General features: G+C 22.9%; 16 protein-coding genes. 5 read left to right on the forward strand and 11 right to left on the reverse strand.

Features of this window, described 5'->3' with window-relative positions; all coding sequences use genetic code 4:
- Positions 1–401 precede the first annotated feature (401 nt).
- Together rplU and rpmA are read left to right on the forward strand one after the other, a co-directional pair.
- Positions 402–701, forward strand: a complete 300-nt coding sequence (gene rplU / locus ACJA28_RS02430) for a 50S ribosomal protein L21 (protein ID WP_022934590.1) — start codon at positions 402–404, stop codon at positions 699–701.
- A 10-nt stretch (positions 702–711) separates the two neighbouring features.
- The gene (rpmA, locus tag ACJA28_RS02435) at positions 712–969 is read left to right on the forward strand and encodes a 50S ribosomal protein L27 (protein ID WP_022934591.1); all 258 of its coding nucleotides are present in this window, start codon (positions 712–714) and stop codon (positions 967–969) included.
- A gap of 51 nt (positions 970–1,020) precedes the next feature.
- On the opposite strand, the gene ACJA28_RS02440 is transcribed toward rpmA, so the two are convergent.
- From ACJA28_RS02440 to ACJA28_RS02465, 6 genes are all read right to left on the reverse strand, one after another.
- Positions 1,021–2,160, reverse strand: a complete 1,140-nt coding sequence (locus tag ACJA28_RS02440; RefSeq protein WP_051122407.1) for an amidohydrolase family protein — start codon at positions 2,158–2,160, stop codon at positions 1,021–1,023.
- Positions 2,150–2,869 carry a glucosamine-6-phosphate deaminase gene (nagB, locus tag ACJA28_RS02445; RefSeq protein ID WP_022934592.1) on the reverse strand — a complete coding sequence of 240 codons (720 nt, stop codon included), beginning with the start codon at positions 2,867–2,869 and terminating at the stop codon, positions 2,150–2,152. The genes ACJA28_RS02440 and nagB overlap by 11 nt, the downstream gene beginning before the upstream one ends.
- Positions 2,870–3,546: 677 nt before the next feature.
- Positions 3,547–8,025: a hypothetical protein gene (locus ACJA28_RS02450; protein ID WP_022934593.1), complete on the reverse strand. Its 4,479-nt coding sequence runs from the start codon at positions 8,023–8,025 to the stop codon at positions 3,547–3,549.
- Between the two features lie 355 nt (positions 8,026–8,380).
- Positions 8,381–10,189, reverse strand: a complete 1,809-nt coding sequence (gene dnaK, locus ACJA28_RS02455) for a molecular chaperone DnaK (RefSeq protein WP_022934594.1) — start codon at positions 10,187–10,189, stop codon at positions 8,381–8,383.
- 105 nt (positions 10,190–10,294) lie between these two features.
- Entirely contained in the window at positions 10,295–10,675 is a 381-nt protein-coding gene (locus ACJA28_RS02460) for a hypothetical protein (protein WP_022934595.1), read from the reverse strand.
- Positions 10,676–10,783: 108 nt separating this feature from the next.
- A complete protein-coding gene (locus ACJA28_RS02465; protein ID WP_022934596.1) occupies positions 10,784–11,650 on the reverse strand; it encodes a Cof-type HAD-IIB family hydrolase in 867 nt (288 codons plus the stop codon).
- A gap of 224 nt (positions 11,651–11,874) precedes the next feature.
- On the opposite strand from ACJA28_RS02465, the gene ACJA28_RS02470 reads away from it, so the two are divergent.
- Complete coding sequence (locus ACJA28_RS02470) at positions 11,875–13,371, forward strand: alpha-amylase family glycosyl hydrolase (RefSeq protein WP_406602189.1); 1,497 nt, start codon at positions 11,875–11,877, stop codon at positions 13,369–13,371.
- 43 nt (positions 13,372–13,414) lie between these two features.
- Here ACJA28_RS02470 and ACJA28_RS02475 read toward each other — a convergent pair whose 3' ends face one another.
- A complete protein-coding gene (locus ACJA28_RS02475; protein ID WP_022934598.1) occupies positions 13,415–14,926 on the reverse strand; it encodes a family 1 glycosylhydrolase in 1,512 nt (503 codons plus the stop codon).
- A gap of 103 nt (positions 14,927–15,029) precedes the next feature.
- Positions 15,030–15,911 carry an ROK family protein gene (locus ACJA28_RS02480; RefSeq protein ID WP_022934599.1) on the reverse strand — a complete coding sequence of 294 codons (882 nt, stop codon included), beginning with the start codon at positions 15,909–15,911 and terminating at the stop codon, positions 15,030–15,032.
- 76 nt (positions 15,912–15,987) lie between these two features.
- On the opposite strand from ACJA28_RS02480, the gene ACJA28_RS02485 reads away from it, so the two are divergent.
- Together ACJA28_RS02485 and ACJA28_RS02490 are read left to right on the forward strand one after the other, a co-directional pair.
- Positions 15,988–16,242 carry a hypothetical protein gene (locus ACJA28_RS02485; RefSeq protein WP_022934600.1) on the forward strand — a complete coding sequence of 85 codons (255 nt, stop codon included), beginning with the start codon at positions 15,988–15,990 and terminating at the stop codon, positions 16,240–16,242.
- A 2-nt stretch (positions 16,243–16,244) separates the two neighbouring features.
- Positions 16,245–17,126 (forward strand): hypothetical protein, encoded by an 882-nt coding sequence (locus ACJA28_RS02490; protein ID WP_022934601.1) that lies wholly within the window; start codon positions 16,245–16,247, stop codon positions 17,124–17,126.
- A gap of 3 nt (positions 17,127–17,129) precedes the next feature.
- Here the strand turns inward: ACJA28_RS02490 and ACJA28_RS02495 are convergent, their stop codons facing one another.
- The 3 genes from ACJA28_RS02495 to ACJA28_RS02505 are packed head-to-tail and all read right to left on the reverse strand — an operon-like array spanning position 17,130 to position 21,527.
- A complete protein-coding gene (locus tag ACJA28_RS02495; RefSeq protein ID WP_022934602.1) occupies positions 17,130–18,566 on the reverse strand; it encodes an aldehyde dehydrogenase family protein in 1,437 nt (478 codons plus the stop codon).
- 28 nt (positions 18,567–18,594) lie between these two features.
- Positions 18,595–19,761 carry a tRNA uracil 4-sulfurtransferase ThiI gene (gene thiI, locus ACJA28_RS02500; RefSeq protein WP_022934603.1) on the reverse strand — a complete coding sequence of 389 codons (1,167 nt, stop codon included), beginning with the start codon at positions 19,759–19,761 and terminating at the stop codon, positions 18,595–18,597.
- Positions 19,761–21,527 (reverse strand): hypothetical protein, encoded by a 1,767-nt coding sequence (locus tag ACJA28_RS02505; protein ID WP_022934604.1) that lies wholly within the window; start codon positions 21,525–21,527, stop codon positions 19,761–19,763. The genes thiI and ACJA28_RS02505 overlap by 1 nt, the downstream gene beginning before the upstream one ends.
- Positions 21,528–21,546 lie beyond the last annotated feature (19 nt).

Here is a 21,546-nt window from a genome sequence, read left to right on the forward strand (position 1 = left end):
TTTTAGTGATTTTTATAAAAATTAAATAACAAATACTTGATATTCATTTTTTTTAATTTATCACCCAACAATGTTAAATATGTAGCATAAATGTTATAAGGAATTTCTAAAGATGAGAGATTGTTTATAACTAAAGCAAAAGAGGACAAGCTTTATTTTTTGTCTCTGGTTTTGATCATCATAAAGTTGATATATTTGTTTCTAAAGAAGAAAGTAATAATTTTTAAAATCACTTTTTTAACAATATTTATTAATAGATGATTTATAATAGTGATGTTACTTAAAGTAACCGTTCTGAAAAGGTTTTTTAAATAGCTATGTAGTTATACCTTAAAGGCGAGCCACATTTAAGAATCTTAAATTAAATGTTGCTAATAAACTACCATGAAGGAGATAATAATATGATTGCAATTATCAAAACTGGTGGTAAGCAATTACTTGTTAAAAAAGATGATGTTATTTATATCGAAAAAATTGAAGGAAAAGAAGGAGAACAAGTTACATTTAATGAAGTTCTACTTGTAGGAGATAAAGTTGGAACACCATTAGTAAAAGGTGCAACAGTATCAGGAACAATTGAAAAACAAGGGAAAGCCAAAAAAATTATTGTTTACCGTCACAATGCTAAATCAACACACAAAAGAAAATTAGGACATCGTCAACCATATACTAGAGTAAAAATCGATGATATCAAAGGATAGGTGATAAACTATGGCAACACATAAAGCTGCAGGGAGTAGTAAAAATAATCGTGAATCACATAGTAAACGTTTAGGTCAAAAGTTAAGCGATGGACAATATACAAATGCAGGTCAAATTATTTTTAGACAAAGAGGAACAAAAATTCATCCAGGTAATAATGTAGGAATCGGTGGTGATGACACATTGTTTGCATTAATTAATGGATATGTAAAATACGAAGTAAAAAGAAACAGAAAATATGCTTCTGTTTACGAAGTAAAAAAATAATATTTGTACAATTTAAATTATTTTAAAAAATATTTATCAATCCTTATTATGTTAATCAATAAAAATTTTTATTATTTCTAAATCTTTATTTACAAGTACAAAATTTACTTTTTCATTAATAATAAAATCACCATAATAATTTGGTAGATTTAAATTTCTTGCACTATTGTAAGAAGACACTTTAACCAATTCTTCTCAAGAACAATTAGTAATATTTTTAAAATTTTTTAAAACCTCATTATAAGGTAATGCAGAACCTGATAAAGTTGTTGTTCCTTTTAAATAAAATCAATGATCTTTTTTTTCGATATCAAGATTGCCTAATTTATATTCTCCATTTTCTAAACCTTTAGGAGATAGAGAATCAGTAATAACACTAAGATTATCAATATTAAAATTTTTGTAAGTGTATTTTATTACTTCATTTGCAACATGAACTCCGTCTGCAATTAATTCAATATTTAAATCACTATTAAATTCTTTATTAAACATTGCATTAACAATACCTAATTTATTTGAATGTGAAAATCCACTCATTGCATTATAAAGATGAGTAATTCTTTTAATACCATTTGTCAAAACTAACTTTGCTTGTTCATAATTTGCATCTGAATGACCTAAAGCAAAAATAAAATCATTTTGATATTTTTTAATTAATTTTTGATTTTGTTCTTTACTTGCATCAACTGTAAAAATAATTGGAAAATTTTTGAAATTATGTTTAACATCATTTAAAAATTTTTCATCTAAAGGAATAATTAAATTTTCTTCATGAGCTCCTTTTTTAGCTTTTGATATAAAAGGTCCTTCATAATATCAACCAACTAATTTTGGTAATTTCTTATTGTTACTTTTAAAAATTAAGTTATTAATATCAATAAAATCGCTTCTAAGTTTATCTAACGTTGCTGTTACACAAGAACCAACAAAAGCAACAAGTCCTTCTTTTTTTAAATTAGAAACATAATTTTCATATTTTTTCAAATCTTTTAAATCATCATTAAAAGAAAAACCAAATCCACCATGAGTATGCGAATCAATAAAACCTGGCATTAATATATTGTTATTGCAATCAAAACCTTCTAAATTTGTCTTTCCTTCATTAACACCTTTTAAAATGCCATTCTCAATTTCTATCCATCCAAAAAATTGTCTATCTTTTGTGGTAATCAAAGCATTCTTATAAATCAATATTTTCTCCTGCCTTTTCATCAATAACTATAGTTACATCATTATGTAATGCAAGAGCACTTGCAGGAAAATTAATATCAAAAGCTATGGATTCTTTTAATTTTTTTATAGCATCTTGCTTTGATTCGCCAAAAGCTAAAAGAATTATTTTTTTAGCTTTTAAAATTGATTTTATTCCCATTGATAAGGCTTGTTTAGGGACATCTTTTGTATCTCCGTTGAAAAACTTATCTGCATTAACCTTAATTGTTTCTTGAGTTAAATTCACAACTCTAGTTAATGAATTAAGTTCGGATCCTGGTTCGTTAAATCCAATATGTCCATTTGTTCCAATTCCTAAAATTTGTAAATCTATCCCTTTTTTTGAATCAATTAATTCATCATAATTAATAGAATTTTGTTCTGGAAAATGAGTATTGCTTTTGTTAATGTTTACTTTTGAAAATAAATGATGATCCATAAATACTTTATATGTTTGTGGGTGGTTTTCGGGTAACCCCAAATATTCATCTAAATTAAATGTTTCAACTTTTGATCAATCTGTTTTATTTTCATTATGGTCTTTGACAAGAATTTCATACAATTTAATAGGTGTTGAACCTGTGGCTAAACCCAACTGTACTTTTGATTCTTTTTTAATCAAATCAATTATTTCATTGGCAGCATATTGTGATGCTTCAATTTCATTTTTAAATTTAATAAACTTCATTTTTATCTCCTAGGTTTTATCATCCCTAATTAATTTTAATAAAAATCAAATTTAAATTTCATTCTAAATTTTGTAGACTTTATTATAAAAAAATAGTTTAAATACCAAATATTTTATTCGAATTTGTTATCAACTCATAATGGAATAAATACTTATCTAGTTAATAAATATTTAAAAATTAATTTTTTAAATAAAATAATTAAGAAAACTTTTTTGTTGGACTTTTGTATAATGAAGCAATATGGTTTTATCAAAATTACAACAAATAATTCAATAAATCTTTAAAGATTTTAAAGCTATAAAAATTAAATAAAAAATATTAATTCTAAATCTTTTCTTAAAGAAGATTTAGAAAAATTAGTTAACATCTTAGAAGATGAAGTAAAATTGTAATTAAGACAACTTTATATAAATGATTTATTTTTAACTATTGTTCAATACAAAAGCTTTTTCTATCGTCAATGTTAAATTATTATTCAAAAAACTACTTATGTGTAATTTGCATTTCACAAAATTGAATACTAATTTTGTAAAAAATTAAAAATATTAAATAAATTTGCAAAATTATAATTATTCAATTAAATTTAAATTAAAATCTTGAAAAAGATGTTCAAAACAAAATAATAAAGATTTTTTACATATTTATAATAATTACTATTAACACATTAAAAATTAGTTTAAATATCCTCTATTTTTTTAATATACATCTCTTTTATATTATTTATATTTGAATTTTTATTTTTTTCATAAAAAGAATTAAAATCACTCATTTCTGGATTATTTTCAATAAATTTATTTTTAGAATTACCTAGAATCTTATTTAATTGATTGTTTAATTGCTTATAAATATTTAGTAAACTTTTTTCTATCATTTTATCAATTTCTTGAAAATTTTTACCATATAATTCACTTTTATCTATTGACAAAACAAAACTTTTTTGTTCTATGACTTCAGAATATTTTTGTTTCATTTTGTCAAGTTTTTTTGCAATGTATTCTTTATCACCATTTAAACATAACAAGTTTCAATATTTATTAAATTCCAATTCAAAACTATTGATTGCATTCTTTATATCGCTAAAATAACTTGAAATAGTTGTTTCTAGGGTTTTATTTATTTTCAAATTACAAGATTTTATTTTTTCTTCTAATTTATTTTTTTCTTTCGATATTTTTAATATCTTAGTTTGAAAAACCTTATTATTTTTGTTAATTATAAAGTTTTCATATTCGAAATCATGTATTTTTAATTCTTTAATTTTTTTTGTTAAATAATCAATTTTTACAAATCTAAAATCATTAGGTGTTTTTTTAAAAATATTATTAATTAATTCTGATAATACTTTATCATTAAATTCTTCTTTTTGTAATAAATCAAAATTATCATCTGCAACATTTAAATAATTTTTAAAAATCTCAACATATTCTTTGTGAGAAATAGATTCATTGTAAATCATTTGATAATTTTTAATATCATCAATATTAGCTCCAATTTGGAATTTCATTTTTTGATATGCAAAGTCTCTATTAAATGTTTTTTTGGTAAAAAACAATTTTTCTCTAAATGAAAAATATTTATTATCAAATACTTTTTTCTCTATTTCACACATTTTTATTAAATTAATATCATTAATTCCACTTATTTTATATTTCATAAAATCATAAATATATTCTATAATTTCCGTTTTTTCATTTATGTCATTAATTTTTTTATTAACTTCATCAATAAAATTATTTAGAGTAAATTTTTCAACAATTTTAGTAAAAATTAGTTCTGAATATAATTTTTTATTTTCTAGTAAAAATTTAGGATTAAATAGATACTCAAAAAAATTGTTCATTGTTTTATTGTTGCCAAATAACATTATTTTTTTTCAAAAAATTTCTAAAATTTGATTTACAAATTTTTTATATTTATCATAATTTTCATTTATTATAACTTCAATGATATTATCTTGAATAAAATCATTATATTTAATTCGCTCAATCTCATTTAAAATTGATTTGTTGCCAACAATATTAATTTCAGGTTTTATAATGCTACTATTTAACATATCATTTAATATTTTCATTTTTTCATTAGATTTTACTTTCATAAAAAATGAACTAATTAAATTAATGTTAATTTCAATAATTTTAAATCAATCTTTAATATTAATTTCATTATATTTTTCTTTAAAATCATAAGGAAAAACACTTATTTTTATATTCATTTTTGAATTTATTATTTTCTTAATAATGTTTGTTGATATACTTTCGTTTGAAATTTTAAAAGTATTTTCAGCTCTTAAATTAAAACTATCAAAAACAATCTCAACATTTAACGAACCTTTTTTATTCAATTTATTTAAAAATTTTTCAAAATCATCTATAGAAAATGAAAACTTTGTTTTTATGTTCTTTGCAAAAGTAAAATAATTAAACAAATTCACAAATTTTCTTAAAAAATCATTTTCTTCATTTGAAGAAGATTTAGTGTCAATATTTTTCATTTCGTCTATAACTTTTGAAAAATATTTTAAAAATTCATTAATTATTTGTTGCGATTTAAATAAATTATTAATTTTTTTAGTTTCTTGAAGTAGTTCCAATTCTTCTAATAATAATATTTTTTGTATTAATTCATAAAATCTTTCATCATCAAAAACTTTAATAGATTTGAATTCTAAAAATGATTTGAAATAATTATCAATAACTTCAAGATCATCTTCTTTATTCATATCAAATGATTCTTTATAACCATCTAATAATAGCTCTGTTCTAGAAAATTCGAGATATTCAATGAATTTTTCGTTTTTTATCTCTGCTAATGTTAATGTAATTCAAAATAAAATTACTAATTTTTGATTCTTTTCAATTTCGAAAATGTTATATGCGTCAAAAATATTTTTTATAAAATGTACTTTTTCTTTAATTTTAATTTTTATATTTTCTTCATCATTAGAATCTAAAACAAAAATATTAGAAATATTTGATGATTTTAATTTAATTTCATCATTTAACAAAAATGAGAGTATTTCCGAAATATTACTATCAAAATTAAAAAAACTTTCTTGTTCTAATTCTTTTGATTTTTTTCTAATTATATCTATTAATAGTCTTATATTATTAATGTCTTTTGAGATGTAATCTATCATCATTGGAAATTTGTTATGAAGAATAGTAGAAACAGAAATAAAATAAGAAACTATTTCTTCATCATTATATTCATTGTTTTTAAACACAATTTTTTTTGAATTGAATAATCTCTTCATTAACCGATTTACATCTATATCAAGAGAATCAAACATAAATTTATTAAAAATAAACTTATTTATATAATCTTTAAATGATCTATAAGATGGTTCTATAAAATTGGAAGTTTTATCAAATATATTTCTCTTGATTTCAACACTTGTATTAGTCAAAAAATCAATGTCTTTTATTAATTCTTCAAACATTTCTATCGCATTTATTTTAGGAATGAAAGAGGATCTGATACAGTAATTAAAATATTTGTTAACATATTCTGTTGGTTCACAATTATTTTTATGTTTTTTAATAGATTTTAAAATCTTTGATTCATCAAGAGGTAGAATGTAAATGCAATTTTTTAAATTTAAAAACGAAACAATTGAATCTAGAATTTTAACAATTTTTTCTTCATCATTTATTCTATCAATATCATCAAAAACAAAAATTGTAGGTCTATTTGTTGTTCTGTAAAAAACATTAATAACTTCTTGTAAATGGCATATAAACTGATCGATAAATTTTGATCTTTCTTGAAAAATATTAACACTTTCTGTTTTGTCTTTATTGGTTATTCCTAAAATAGAATCTAATACTTCATTCTTAAAATTTAAATAATTTTCATTTTGAGAGATAAATTGTTTTTTTGAATCTAAATATTTTTTAACATAATCTTCATTATTAATAATTTGTGTAATAGCTTCTTTTACAATATTTCTAACAAAAGGATCATCTTTATTTTGAGAAATATTTACTAAATTTGATATATTTCAGAGATTTATTTCTACATAATTATAAAATTCATTTAAATCATTTGCTAAGGTTTTTATCATTGAAGTTTTCCCTGTACCTCATCTTGAAAAATAGGCAATTGAAATAGAATAAAAATTTTGTACATTTCAAGAATTTTCGGAACTAATATTTTTTTCAAGATATTTTAAAAGAATTTTTTTTATAATTTTATAATCTGGTCTATTTTTATATAAATTCTTATTAGGAAATGACGAATTTTCTATAAAACTTATATTTTTATATGATTTGAAAGAACTAATTTTATTTTTAAGAAGAAAATCTTTATTTTTTGAAGCATTATTCAAAACACCATATTTATCTTTTTCTTTAAAAAAAATATCTATTTTCTTTAGTTCTGTCAAAATTCTAAATCCAACTGTATATTTTTTTAAAAAGAATGATAATGCTTCTTGAAACGATTCCTTATTTTTATTTTTTAACTCCTTGTTATTGAATTTATTATATAAACGTACAAAATCATTAAAATCTTCTTCTTTAATCTCTTGATATTGAATGTTAAGTAACAATTCATTTTTTGATTCATTACAAAAATCAATAATAAAATTCAACATTTCTTCTTTATTTTGTTCGTCAAAATTAATCAAAGGAATATTTAATTTTAAACTCTGATCTAATAAATTATATTTGTCTAAATATAAAAATAATTTCTTGTACTTTTCATCTATAAAATCATTAGTTTTAAATTGTGTTATAATATCATTTAAATCATCACTTAATCTTTCATTTTCAATGGCTAAATCAAAGCTATAATGACAATCTGGACAAAGTAGAATTAAATTTTTGTGATGACTCAATAATTTTGAAGAATATCTTTGTTTCTCATCATTATTTTCTTGTACATCAAAATTAAATTCATTTTTGTTTTCATCCATTTCTTGTTTAAATCTATCATTTATCACTTGTGATTTTATAAAATTAGGTCTTATTCTATCATTATTAGCAGAAATAATGTGCGCAATTTCACCCAAAACTTTATTTTTTTTACTCTTGTTATCAAATGTTCATGAAAGCAAATGAATATTACAAAAAACACATTTTCCATTAGCACTAACTCAAACACTATATTTAGATAATGATGTTATTTGTCTACCATAATTATTTTTGTTTGACATTTATTCTCCATGATTAATTTTTTTTAATAATAAATTTTTTATAATTTTTTTTGATTTTATTGGCTATATCAATAATACAAAACTAATTTTTTATTGCTATCACAAGTATATCAAAACTTCATAATAGTTTAAATTCTATTAATGTAATGTTTAAAAATTTACTAATCAATAAAAAATTTAGAAATTAAACTTATAAAAATTCGAATTTATAAAATGAGTTATTAGCAAGTATCATTATGCTCTATAAACTTTGCTTCTTATTATAAAGATATTCAATTTGCTTACGATTGCTATTACAAAAAAATCTCATTCTATAAAAAAACGAGATTTTTTTATTCAATTTAAGAATTAAAAATTATTTTTCTTCTTCAACTTCTGCTTTGATTGGTCCATCATTATTATCATCTTCTTTTTCTGTTGCTGCTTTATTTGCTTGTTGATTTGCATACATTGATGCTGCTTGCTCAATTTGATCTAGTTTAGTTTTTAATTCCTCAATTTGTTTTTTCTCAATCATTTCTTTCAAAGTAGCAATTTCTTTTTCAGATTGTTCTTTCATTTTTGGATCCATATCTTTAGAATCAGTAATTGATTTTTCCATCATATTAATTAATGATTCAGCACGAATAATTGTTGATCTTTCTTCTTTTCGTTTTTGATCTTCTTCTTTATGTGCTTCAGCATCTTTAACCATTTTTTCAATTTCTTCATCAGATAATCTAGTTGAATTTTGAATGGTTATTGTCGCTTCCTTGTTATTTTTTTTATCTTTTGCTGTTACAGTTGTAATACCATTAACATCAATTGAAAACGAAACTTCGATTTGTGGAACTCCACGTGGTGCTGGATCAATTCCACTTAGATTAAATTGACCTAAAACTTTATTTCCCTCTAAAACTTCTCTTTCACCTTGAACAACTACAATTGAAACTTCTGTTTGATTATCAGCAGCTGTTGAGAATACCTGTGATTTTGTTACAGGGATTGTTGTATTTCTTTTAATCAAAGGAGCAATAATATCACCTTCAGTTACAATACCTAATGTTAATGGTGTAACATCTAGTAATAAAACATCAGAAACATCACCAGCTAAAACTCCACCTTGAACTGCTGCACCAATTGCAACAACTTCGTCGGGATTAATTGTTCTGTTAGGAGCTTTACCTAAAGTTTGCTCAACCATTTTCTGAACTGCCGGAATTCTTGTTGAACCACCAACTAATAGAACTTCATCTAGATCAGAAGCTTTTAATCCCGCTTCTTTTAGTGCATCCATAATTGGTTTTCTTGTTCGATCAACAAGATTAGCTGTCATTTTCTCAAAATCAGATCTTTTTAATTCTAATTCAACGTTTAATGGTCCATTATCAGTAATAGCTAAAAAAGGTAAATTGATTGTTGTTGAATCAGAACCAGATAATTCAATTTTAGCTTTTTCAGCTGCTTCTTTTAATCTTGACATCGCCATTTTGTCTTTTGAAACATCAAAATTATTATCTTTTTTAATTTTGTCTTTAATTCAATCAACAATTACATTATCTCAGTCATCACCACCTAAATGATTATCACCACTTGTTGCTAAAACTTCAAAAGTCCCTTCTGACAATTCAAGAATTGAAACATCAAATGTTCCTCCACCTAAATCGTATACAAGAATTTTTTGTTCTTTATCTTTTTTATCAACTCCATAAGATAAAGCAGCAGCAGTAGGTTCATTAATGATTCTAACTACATCTAATCCCGCAATTTTACCTGCCACTTTAGTAGCTTCACGTTGGTCATTGTTAAAATAAGCCGGAACTGTAATAACAGCTTTTTCAATTTTTGAACCAACTTTTTTTTCAGCATATTCTTTTAAATACATCAAAATAAAAGCCGAAACTTGTTCTGGAGTAAATTCTTGCTCTTTACCATCTACTTTTACTTTAACTTTTTCATTTGTTCCCATTAATCTTTTAACAGAGGCAATTGAATCAGGATTTGTTTCTAATTGTCTTTTAGCAATTTCTCCAACTATTCTTTCTCCATTTTTTCAAGCTACAACTGATGGTGTTGTTCTTTTACCTGCAGGATTTTCTAAAACTATAGTTTCTTTTCCATCCATTACTGCAACTACTGAATTTGTTGTCCCAAGGTCAATACCAATAATTTTTTCTTTTGCCATAATTTATTCCTTTCCTAAATAATTAACATTATTTAAATTATTTGTTCTAATTAACATTTTAACACAAAATTAGCACTTTAATATAAAAATTGCTAAATTTTTATTTTATTTATCTATTTTGCAATCTAAAACAGTTTCAATTGTTTCTTTTGGCGCTTTTGTGTTTAACATCATGTATGTTAAAAATCCATTTTCAATAATCGATCCTGTAGATCTGTAAAAAGAAATATTGGGATCTTTAATCAAAATTCTTTTTGCAAATTTAGTTGGCAAACCAGCATCAGAAAATATTGCAATAGTATCAACATTTTTAAACTCATTTATTTTTTCGTGTATTTTAGTAAGAATTATTTCTTCATCATTTTCGTCTAAACCAATTGGCAAAAAATAAAAATTAAAATGATTACAAACATTTTGCGATTTGAAGTATTTTACAACTTCGTTACTAAAATTATTGCTATATGTGATAATGATAAAAATTGTCATCTGTTTTCCTTTTATATTTAATATTTAAATTATTTCTTTATACGAAAAAGCGAATAAAACACTTTAATCTGCTTATAATTTTACAACTTTATACTTCAAATAACATCTTTAATCTAAGACTAAATTTTCAAAAAAAGTTGCAATCCCGTCTTCATCATTGGATTTAGTAATAAATGTAGCAATTTTTTTTGTTTTATCTTGAGCATTACCCATTGCAACCGATCATTTAGCAACTTGAAACATACTTAAATCATTTTCGGCATCACCAAACACTAAAGTTTCATTAAGATTTATTATTCCTTGATCATGAAGTTTTTGTAAACCATTACCTTTGGATTGATTATTTGGCATAATATCAAATACTTCATTTTGTGAACGCACAATATAAACATCATTTATTTTGGATACTTCATTTTCAATTACTTGATATTTTTTTGCAGGAATCTCAGAATAAATAATCAAAAATTTAATAATATTAAATTGAGTAATATTAAATTTTTCTGGTTCGTTGATAATTGTAATTTTTACTCTACTTTCTTCAGGAAAATTCTCATTAATATTTTTTATTAGAGTTAATCATCTGGATTCTGGATTTGTTAAATTGTTTTTATACATAAAAATTTGTTCTTTTGTATAGAGAACAAAAACAGCATCATTTTTAATTAGTATATTGTAAATATTTTGCGCTTTACTAGAGTTAATTTCATTAAACGAAATCACTTGTTTTTTAATTGGATCAAACATAAGCGCACCATTGCAAGAAATAACGGGCAATAAAGGATTAATGATTTTAATTTCATTTTGAGCATAGAAATAAGGTCTCCCTGTTGCAATAGAGCACTTTATTCCTTTTTGCTCTAATTTTTTTATCATTTCAACAGTTTTTAATGAAGGGATTTTTTTTGAAGTTAAAAGAGTTCCATCTAAATCAAAGTAAACATATTTGATGCTATTTAAATTTAATTTGTTTTTCATTTTATCATTACTCCAAACTTTATTTAAAATTCTGTATATTTATTTGATAAATAAAAATAATATCAGACAAATATCATTTATTTTTAATTAAGAAATTTAGAAACCGTTCAAATAAATCACATTTATTTTAATAAAATATTATTTTATATTGAATGAGCTTGTTGCAAATAATGTCTATCTTTTTAAGTAAAATATAGAATATGCTACTCGAAAATAATAAAAAAATGTTTTTATATGAAGTAGATCCATTATTTTTTTACGATAATAATGATGATGGCTTTGGAGACTTTTCAGGTTTTATTAAAAAAATTGATTATTTTAATTTTTTAAATATTGATGGCATAGTTTTTCCTGATATATTTAACCAAGAAGATATCATTTTAAAAAATGTTCAAGTTAATATTTTTGATAAATATGGAAATATTAACGAACTCAAAAAAATTATTAATTTACTAGCAGAAAATAAAAAAGAATTTTTTATTGAAATAAATTTGGAAAAGATATTAAATTCAGCGATTATAAAAACATCATTAGAAGATTTTAAATTAAAAGATATAAGCCAATTTATTGAAGAAGAAAATTCATTTTCAAATAATGATTTAAACTGAAATACAGAAAAAAGAATTAATGCTTTTAAAAAAATAATTGAATTTTGAACAAAAATAAATGTTAACAATTTTATTTTCACAGATTTTGAATATTTATATGATTCTAATAATAAATTAGATTCTAAATTATTAAAACAATTAAAAATATTATATTCTACAACTAAAGAAATAAGCCCAAAAGCAAAGATCGGAATTAAATCATTATTTTTCCAAAACAAAATAATTAATACGATTTTTAAAAAATATATTAGTGTCATATGTGATTTTTACATTGACGCATCTTATTCATTAATTGCAACAGAGAAAAAATATCCTTTTGATATTATGAAAAAATTTGTCTACAAGAATGTTTTTAAAAAAATTAAAAAAATAAAAATTAAAAAACAAAATATTTCAAAATACTTTATTTCTTTTAATAACAATAAAATTGGAAGAGTAAATTCAAGATGATTAAACGAAAATAATTTAATTAATGAATCTAATAAATGTTTATTAATGTTATCTAATATGCTTCCTTATTCTTCAATTACATACTATGGAGATGAAATTGGAACTCTTAGATTAAATATTAATTCTAAAGACGATTTTTACGATTATGAATATGTTGAAAAAAAAAGAAAAATGGAATTTAATGAATTTAAAATTTTAGATTTTGAATATTCACAAAAATTTCTATCTAGAATCAATGCACAATCCACTTTTGTTTGATCTAATGAATTAAATGGTGGGTTTTCAAAACATAAAAAAATTTTTAGAAAATTACCAATAAATTATTTAACTCATAATTTAAAAAATGAATATTCTTATCCAGATTCGATAGTTAATTTTTTTAGAAATATAATAAATTTAACTAAGAAATTTTCATTTAATAATGACTCAGAAAAAGAAAAAATGATTATTAAATTAAGAAATAAGACTTTTATTATTAAAATTTGCGAGAAAGAAGAACAAAAATTAATTGTTATTAACTTATCAAATAAATCAATTAATAAAAAAATTAATAATAATTGAGAAGTAAAAATTAGCACATTACCAAATAAAACATATAATGATTCTATTAAAATGTTATGTCCATATGAATCATTAATATTAAGCAAAAAAACAAAAAACTAAAGTTTTTATATTTTAAATTCTCATTCTACTAAATACAATAAATTTAATTATTTTTATTTCAAATCTTGTTTGTTTTAAAACTTTTAAGAGCTTCATTGTAGTATTTATTATAGTTCAACTCATCTTTATCAAATGCTCTTAAATTATTAATTACATCTTTATATCAATACATTGATGATTTTGGAAATCTATCTAATGTTTTATTTTCGAAATCTACACCTACAAGACCATATTTTTTTCGATAACCACCTGAAGGAGAAAAAATATCGCAATAAGTTCATAAAGAATATCCAATAAATGGAACGCCTTCATTAATAGCTTTTTGAACTTCTAATAAATGTTCGTTTAAATAATCAATACGATAATCATCTCTAACAATTCCATCTTTTCTTTCGTCAAAATATCCTATACCATTTTCTAGAATCATTAATGGTTTATTATATTTTTCTCATAAAACATGAGATGCTATAGACAGATACTCAGGTTTAATTAATCATTTTCAAGCGGTATATCTTTCGTTTTTTGGATAAACAATTCAAGCTTCTTTAGTAATAAAGTGTCCGGGGTTATTATGTCACTCAATGTTTTCGTTTAATCTTTTTGGACTTGCAATAATTGCAGGACGATAATAATTTCATCCAATTAAATCTAATGTTTTTTTCTTCATTAAATTTAAATCTTCTTCAAGAACCATATCACTTAAATTAAATTTTTCAATTGCTTCATAAAAACAATTTGGAAAAATTCCAAGCATATTTGGATTTAAAAATAAATCTAAATTATATTCATCAAAAATTTCACACGCCTTTAAATCATCTTCATCATTTTTATCATAAGGAATTGCGGGGTTTCAATCATGATCTATACCTAAAATAGCATCTTTACTTACATAACCTTTTTCTTTAGCTTTGTCAAATTCCTCTTTAGCAATAGCCCCTGAAATTGAAAGATAATAAATTGCTTTCCAAAATTCTTTCTCATCTTTTTTTTGTGGCGGATTATAATCATCTAGATATGCAGATGTTGTATAAGAAGAATTTTCGTCACTAACGTATCAAATATCTGTATATTTCCCCAATCTTTTAAAAAGAATTTTTGAAAAATTACGAAAAGCATTTAGAAATACTCTGGAACTAGTTCCCCCTTTTTCTTCCAATCATAATGGAGAGTCTCAATGATAAAGAATAGGAATAGGTTTTATGCCATTTTCATTTAAAGATTTAAAAACTTCTTCATAAAATTTGATGCCTTCTTCATTAAAATCATTTTCATTATCTGGGAAAATTCTTGCCCAATCCATATTGTAGGCAAATCCATTTACTCCAATTTCTTTCATAATTTTTGCATCTTCTTTATATCTGTGAAAATAATCGGCTGCAATGTCAATAGATGCAATTTCTCTCTCTGCAACACCTTCAGGTGGAATATGATAGTTTTCAATAGTAAATTTATCTCAATTTGAGTGTTTTCTACCACCCAAAAGTCTACCACCTTCAATTTGATATGAACAAGTTGAAGTAGAAAAAATAAAATTTTTAGGAAATTTTTTCAACATAATATAAAAAACCTTTCAAAATTAAACTTAGATCTAATAATCCCATATTCATTAATAAATCCATTTAATTATATCAAGATAAGTTCACGTATTTTTAAAACAACTATTTTATATCTATACTATTATTAATGATTTTGGTCATTCCTATTATTGCTGCATTATTGCCCATCGATGCTTTGTACAATTTATAAGAATGTTTAAACTCAGGTATTAACAAGAAACCATTAATATAATCTGTAATTTTATTTAAATCAAATAGTTCTGATTCACTTATTCCACCACCAATAATGATTGCATCAAAATTAAAAGAAACAATAAAATTAGTTAACCCATTAGCAATTTTTTTGTATCAAATATCTAAAGATTTAATGATTTTTTCATCTTGAGAATTAAGAATATCATAAGTCGATATTTCAATATTATTTCTTTCTTTGATTAATTCAATTAGACCTTTAGTAGAAGCTGTTTCTCCTCAACGCTTATTTCCATCAATGAATTGAAAACCTACTTCGCCAGCAAATCCATGAGTTCCACGATAAATATTATTATCAATAATAATGCCTCCACCAACATCAGTGCCTAAAGTTATCATTAATATATTTTTATGATTAGTTAAATGTTTTGCTGTTGACTCTCCAATAGTTGCAGCATTAGCATCATTTTCAACAAAAATAGGTTTTTTAGTAAAAAAAGACAATTCTTTTTTGATATTAGTTCCACCTCAATTTTTGATATTATGAGTAATTTTGGCCATTTCTGAAGTATTAGGATCAACAATGCCAGCAGTTGAAATACCAATAGCACTGATGTCTATCTGCTTTTCAATCTCTTCAATTTTATTGCTAATTTTTTTAATCAAAACTTCTTTCCCTTCTATTTTTCCGTTAAAGGGTCATTTAGAATTCTCGATAATTTCAAAATTAGAATTAATAATTGCTCACTTGACAAAAGTTCCACCAATATCAAAAATTAGATATTTTTTCATTTTAATTTTAATATAAACCTTTCAACAATATTGTTCAACAACTTTTAATTATAATATAATGAAATTAGAGTTGTGTATGTTATTTAAAGAATTACCTAATGCATCTTCATTTTTAAATGGGAACCCTTTAATATTGGTAGGTGCTATATTAATGGCTCTGGGGATTTGTGTTCCTTGTTTAATTTGGTTTGCAAGAAATTTAATTCGTGTAATTCAAAAAAAAGATTTTTGATGATTAAATACAACTTTAAAAATAAGTTGAATAATTGGAATTATTATTTTTATGATAGGTTTAGTTATTTTAATTGTCAAACTAGTTCTAGGAGATTAATTGTGGATAATAATGCTGAAATCAAAAATAATAGAAAATCTTCAATTGTAGATGAATGAAATCGTAATAAAAGAATTCATAAAAAAATGAAATTTAAAGAAAAAAATGAAGAACTTCTTTGATCTTCATTTTTAGTTACATTTAAAAAAACTTTTAAAATCCATAACAAAGAAATTGAGCAGGGTTTGAAATTTGGTTTAAAGATAAAAAACGTCCACTCAGATTATGAAATAGAAATTTTTAACTCAGACAAAAAAATCGTACAAATTAAGTGAAACAATGAAAAAGATAAATATTGAATGAAATTTAAATTAAGAAAAAAAATTCTCTTTTCAGGTTATGTAATAAAGGTTACTGAATTTATTTGTCGACAAACGCCTTTTTGAGGATTCCAAGATACATTAGGTATGCTTTGATTAAAAAGTAATTTTAAAAACGAAATTAAAAAAATGAAACAAGGAATTAATTTAGTATTGCAAAATAATGGAGAAATTCCTGAAAATATTGAACAATATTACGAAAGTAAGTTAATAAAGAAAAAAATAAAATTAAAATCTAATAACTTTGATGAATTACTAAATTTATTAAAAAAACAATTTATTACTAAAATAAATTTTGAAGTTAACAAAACATTTACATCCAAAAAAAATAAATATTCAATAATTTATACAGTTTCAAAAATTGATGCAAAGAATAAAGAAATTATTATTAACTGAAAACAAGGTATAGATAAATACGAAACTAAGTTCTTTTTAAACAAAAATATTTTGATGATCGAACAAAAAATAGATAGTTTTTGAGATATTAAGTGAAAAGAAAAATTCAAATTAATAAAATCAGATTTTAAAGAATTTATAAACGAATTAAAAGAAATAACTAAATAAAAATTATTCGTTTTCAATAACTCCTTTAATTTTGTTCATAGAAATAATAGCTTCTTTTATTCCTTGCATTCCTTTACCTGAATCTTTAATTCCTCCAAACGGAAAAATATCTGGTCCTCTAGAAGATGATTCATTAATATTAATAGTCACAACATCTAATGTGGAAGCAATTTTTTTAGCTAATTTAATATTTGAAGTAAATATTGAAGTTTGTAATCCATATTGTGATTTATTACATATATCAATTGCTTGTTCAATTTCATTAAAAGATATTATTGGTAAAACAGGACCAAATTGCTCATCTCAAGCAATTTTACATTTAGTTGTCACATTATGAAGTGCTACAGGAAATAAGATATTTCCTTTTCTTTTAATTTTTTGATTTGTTCTTGCGCCATTTTTATAAGCATCTAAAAGTAAATATAGATTGTTTTTTAGTGTTTTAATATCAATCATTTCAGTAATATCAAAATTACCTTTTATTGCTGAACCGATTGTTAATTTTTCTATTTCTTCATCAATATACTTAATTAATTTTTGTTCAACTGAAACATCTACCAAAACTCTTTTAATACCAGTACAACGTTGCCCATTAAAACTAAATGCACCTTTAACAATTTTTTTAGCACTTAATTTTAAATTTGCGTCTTTCAAAACAATAGCAGCATCTTTGCCACCAAGTTCTAAAATAACTGGAATTAAAGAATTTTTCATTGCTATTTTTTTTCCTACATCTGAACTTCCCGTAAAAGAAATCATACTAATGTTTGGATTGTCAATAATAAAATCACCAATTTCTGATCCCTTACCAATAATACAACTCACTTCACCATTTTTAAAACCTGCTTCATATAAAAGTAAACTAATAAAAGATCCTACACAAGATCCTTGGGTGGCTGGTTTATAAACAACTGTATTACCTGAAATTAAAGCAGGAGCTATCTTAGAAACCAATAAATTCAAAGGATAATTAAAAGGACTAATTGCTAACACAACACCTAAAGGTTCATAAGTAAAAATTCCTGTTTTACCTTTAACATTGTGTACTGATTCATCTATGATTAAGGGTGATTTCATTATTTTTTCATACTCTTCAATAGTTAACTTAATATATTCAATACTTCTATCAATTTCTTTAATTGCTTCTACTTTAGTTTTAGCAATTTCTCAAACTATAATATTTGATAACTCATCTCATTTTTGCTTCAATAAATCGCAAAAATTTAATAATCATTTTTTTCTTATATGAAAATCTACATTTCTATATTCATGAAAAGCTAGTTTTGCATTTTTAAAAATTATTTCGATTTGTTCTTTTGTTCTAACTCTAGGGATTGAACCTATAATTTGATGATTAATAGGAGAAAAAACATGCAAAACATAACTAAAATCATTAATTATTTTCTTACCAACAACAACTTTATATAATTTTCCATCCATGATAATTTAAAAATTATAATACATTAACTTAATACTTATTATTTCCTTTATTATTGAAATAGCATAATTCTACATTCTCATCTAAGGATTTTTTCTCTAATTCCTTTAACATATCTAATTCATTTTCTAATTGTATAGCAACTTCGTTATTTGGTTTAGTAGCTGGATGGTTGGGTGCAAATATTTCACATGTTTCACAAGCTTTTATTGTTGAAATTTGAAATAAATTAAATTTTTCTGATTTATTTATTGTTTCAATTTTGTCATTAGTTAACAGAGGTTGATAAATAGGTAAAGTTGTTTGACTATGAATTGTATTCATTGCTTCAAGAGTTTGTGAAGCTACTTGACCTAAATTTTCACCATTTGAAATACCAAGACATTGAAATTTTTTAGCAATATTATCTGCAATACGATAAAAACTACGTCTCATTAATACAATTTTGTAAGCTTGATTAGATGTTAATCCAATATAGTTCATAAGATCTGTGTAATTAAATAAAAATAATCTAGATTCAATTTGATACTTTGTCAATTCATTTACAATCATTTTTATTTTTTTTATTGTAGTTTCATCAGTATGCGGAGGAGAAATAAAAGATAAAAAATTAACTTTAACCCCTCTTTTTATCATTTCAAGTGCTGCTACAGGTGAGTCTATTCCTCCTGATAATAAATGTAAAACTTTACCACTAGAATTAACTGGCAATCCTCCTAATCCTTTTATTTTTTCTCAAAAAATATAAGCAAAATCTGCATGAATCTCAACGTTAACTTCGATATCTGCGTCTTTTACTTTAACTTTTAAATTTTTTTTATTAGTCAAAATCAAGTTACCTAAATGTTGATTAAGCTCCATTGAATTCATTGGAAATTCTTTTCATTTTCTTCTACAATTAATTTTAAATGATGAATATTTATCTAAATCAATGCTCAACAATTTTGTCTCAATAGTTGATAAATCGCTATCGATTTTAATTACTGGAGAAAAAGAAGATATACCAAAAACATAATTTAGGTTATTTATATTCTCAGCAGAAAAAGGAATAAATATTCGATCAATTTGGATGATCATATCTTTATACTCCACGTTACAAATTTTCCTAATATTTTGAGCAAGAATATTAACAAAATTCATTTTATTTTTACCTTTTAAAGATAATTCACCAAAACGAATTAAAATATTTTTAAACATTAATTATTAACTCCTCTAATACTATCAATTAATGATTTTATCCCTTCTTCATATTTTCCTTCATAAATTAAATCTTCACATTCAATAACTTTTTTATCATATAAATTATTTTCAATTCTCTTGTATGAATGACTTAAATTAATAAGTGTAAAAGATCTTACAAGCAACACTTTTTTAACTGTTTTCATAATAAAAATAACTATCAAACTAAATATTTGATCCACAAATATTTTCAATTCCTTTTCACTATAGTTATCTTGATTTACAATAAAATTCTCTATTTCTTGTTTCTTTTTTTCAATCAAAGAAATGGTCTCATTGTCTTCGATACTTAATTTAATATTAAATTTTTTAATGTCTGCTAATCCTTGAATGTAAATTTTTTTAAGTTGATTATATTTCAATCCTTGACTTACACCTTCTGTATAAAAAATATCAATACTTTTTTCTATATTTTCGCATTCATTAAAAAAAGTTAGCAGCAATTGAAGAATTTTTTTGTATTTTGATTGTTTAGTTGAATAAAGATTATTACTTATTTCAGCACTTTTTGTATATTCACTAATATTAGAATCAATCTCACTCATCAATAAATCAATATCGTTCATTTCATTTTGTAAATTTCAATAAAATAGTTTATCAATACCTAAAATTTTTTCGCAACTCGCTTTTATTTCATTATATTTCTCTGAAGCAATTAAAAAGAATTTTTGAATTTCACTAATTCCGAATTGACTAAAAAAATGGTAAGCATTTAATTCTTGATTAATAGCATAAGTTAGTCCCAACAAAGTATTAAAATACTTTTCAATATTTTCGCTTGTCTTACTTATATTAAGATCATAAAAACTAGATTTTGCATCGGCAAGTTCGTCTTCAAAATTTTGTAAAAAAACATTAGTATTCAATCTTTCAAGATTACTACCTAAATTTACTTTAACTTTTTTTAAGTGATTCAATATTTTTGAATACATTTGGTTGGATTTAACAAATAAAATATCTTTAAATTTGTCAAAATAATTATCAAACGTTATCAAATCAAATAAAGTTTTTTTAAATAAAGTAAAATGAGTAAAAGCTTTTTCTTGATTTCCGCGAGAAACAAAATTATCTGCAATTTCTAAATCTTCTTTCATTTTAAATATTCGATCTTCAACATTTTTTTGAAATATATCATTTTGTACATCGTTAAATCATTTTTTTGTTGTATTTTCAATTTTTGAAACAATCTTCTCAAGTTTATATCTTTTGTTATTAAAATCAATTATTGGATTAATGAATTGTTTGGTTTGTTCATTAATATTTTTTCTAATTTCATTCATCTCGCTTTTATTGTTTTCAATCTTAGAAATTATTTTTTTGCAAGAAAAAACTCTTGATTGCTCTAAATTATTTAATAAAGTATCTTTTAAATTTCTTAACTCTTTAATTCGATTATCAATGTCGTTAGATTGTTTAGCAAAATATTCTTTAGTTTCATTTATTTCTTCAATTTTAACATCATTAATTTTAATCTTATCGTTAGATGAAGCAGTCATTTCTTCAATAATTGTTTTCTCTTGAGCTTTTAAAGTTATATCGACAGTTCTTAGTGCTGTTAAAGTTTCAATATAAGGTTCATAAGTTAAAAATTGTTCTAACTCTTCAAGATAGCTAGAGTATTTTTTTAAAAAAAAAGCTTTTGCAACAATGTACAAAATAATTGTTATTGATATCAAAGCAATCGGTAAAAGCGTTGATAATAGAGAAATTGATAAAACATTCATAGTTAATAATAAATTATTA

The sequence above is a fragment of the Mesomycoplasma moatsii genome, from assembly GCF_045276915.1.
Lineage (GTDB): Bacteria > Bacillota_I > Bacilli_A > Mycoplasmatales > Metamycoplasmataceae > UBA710.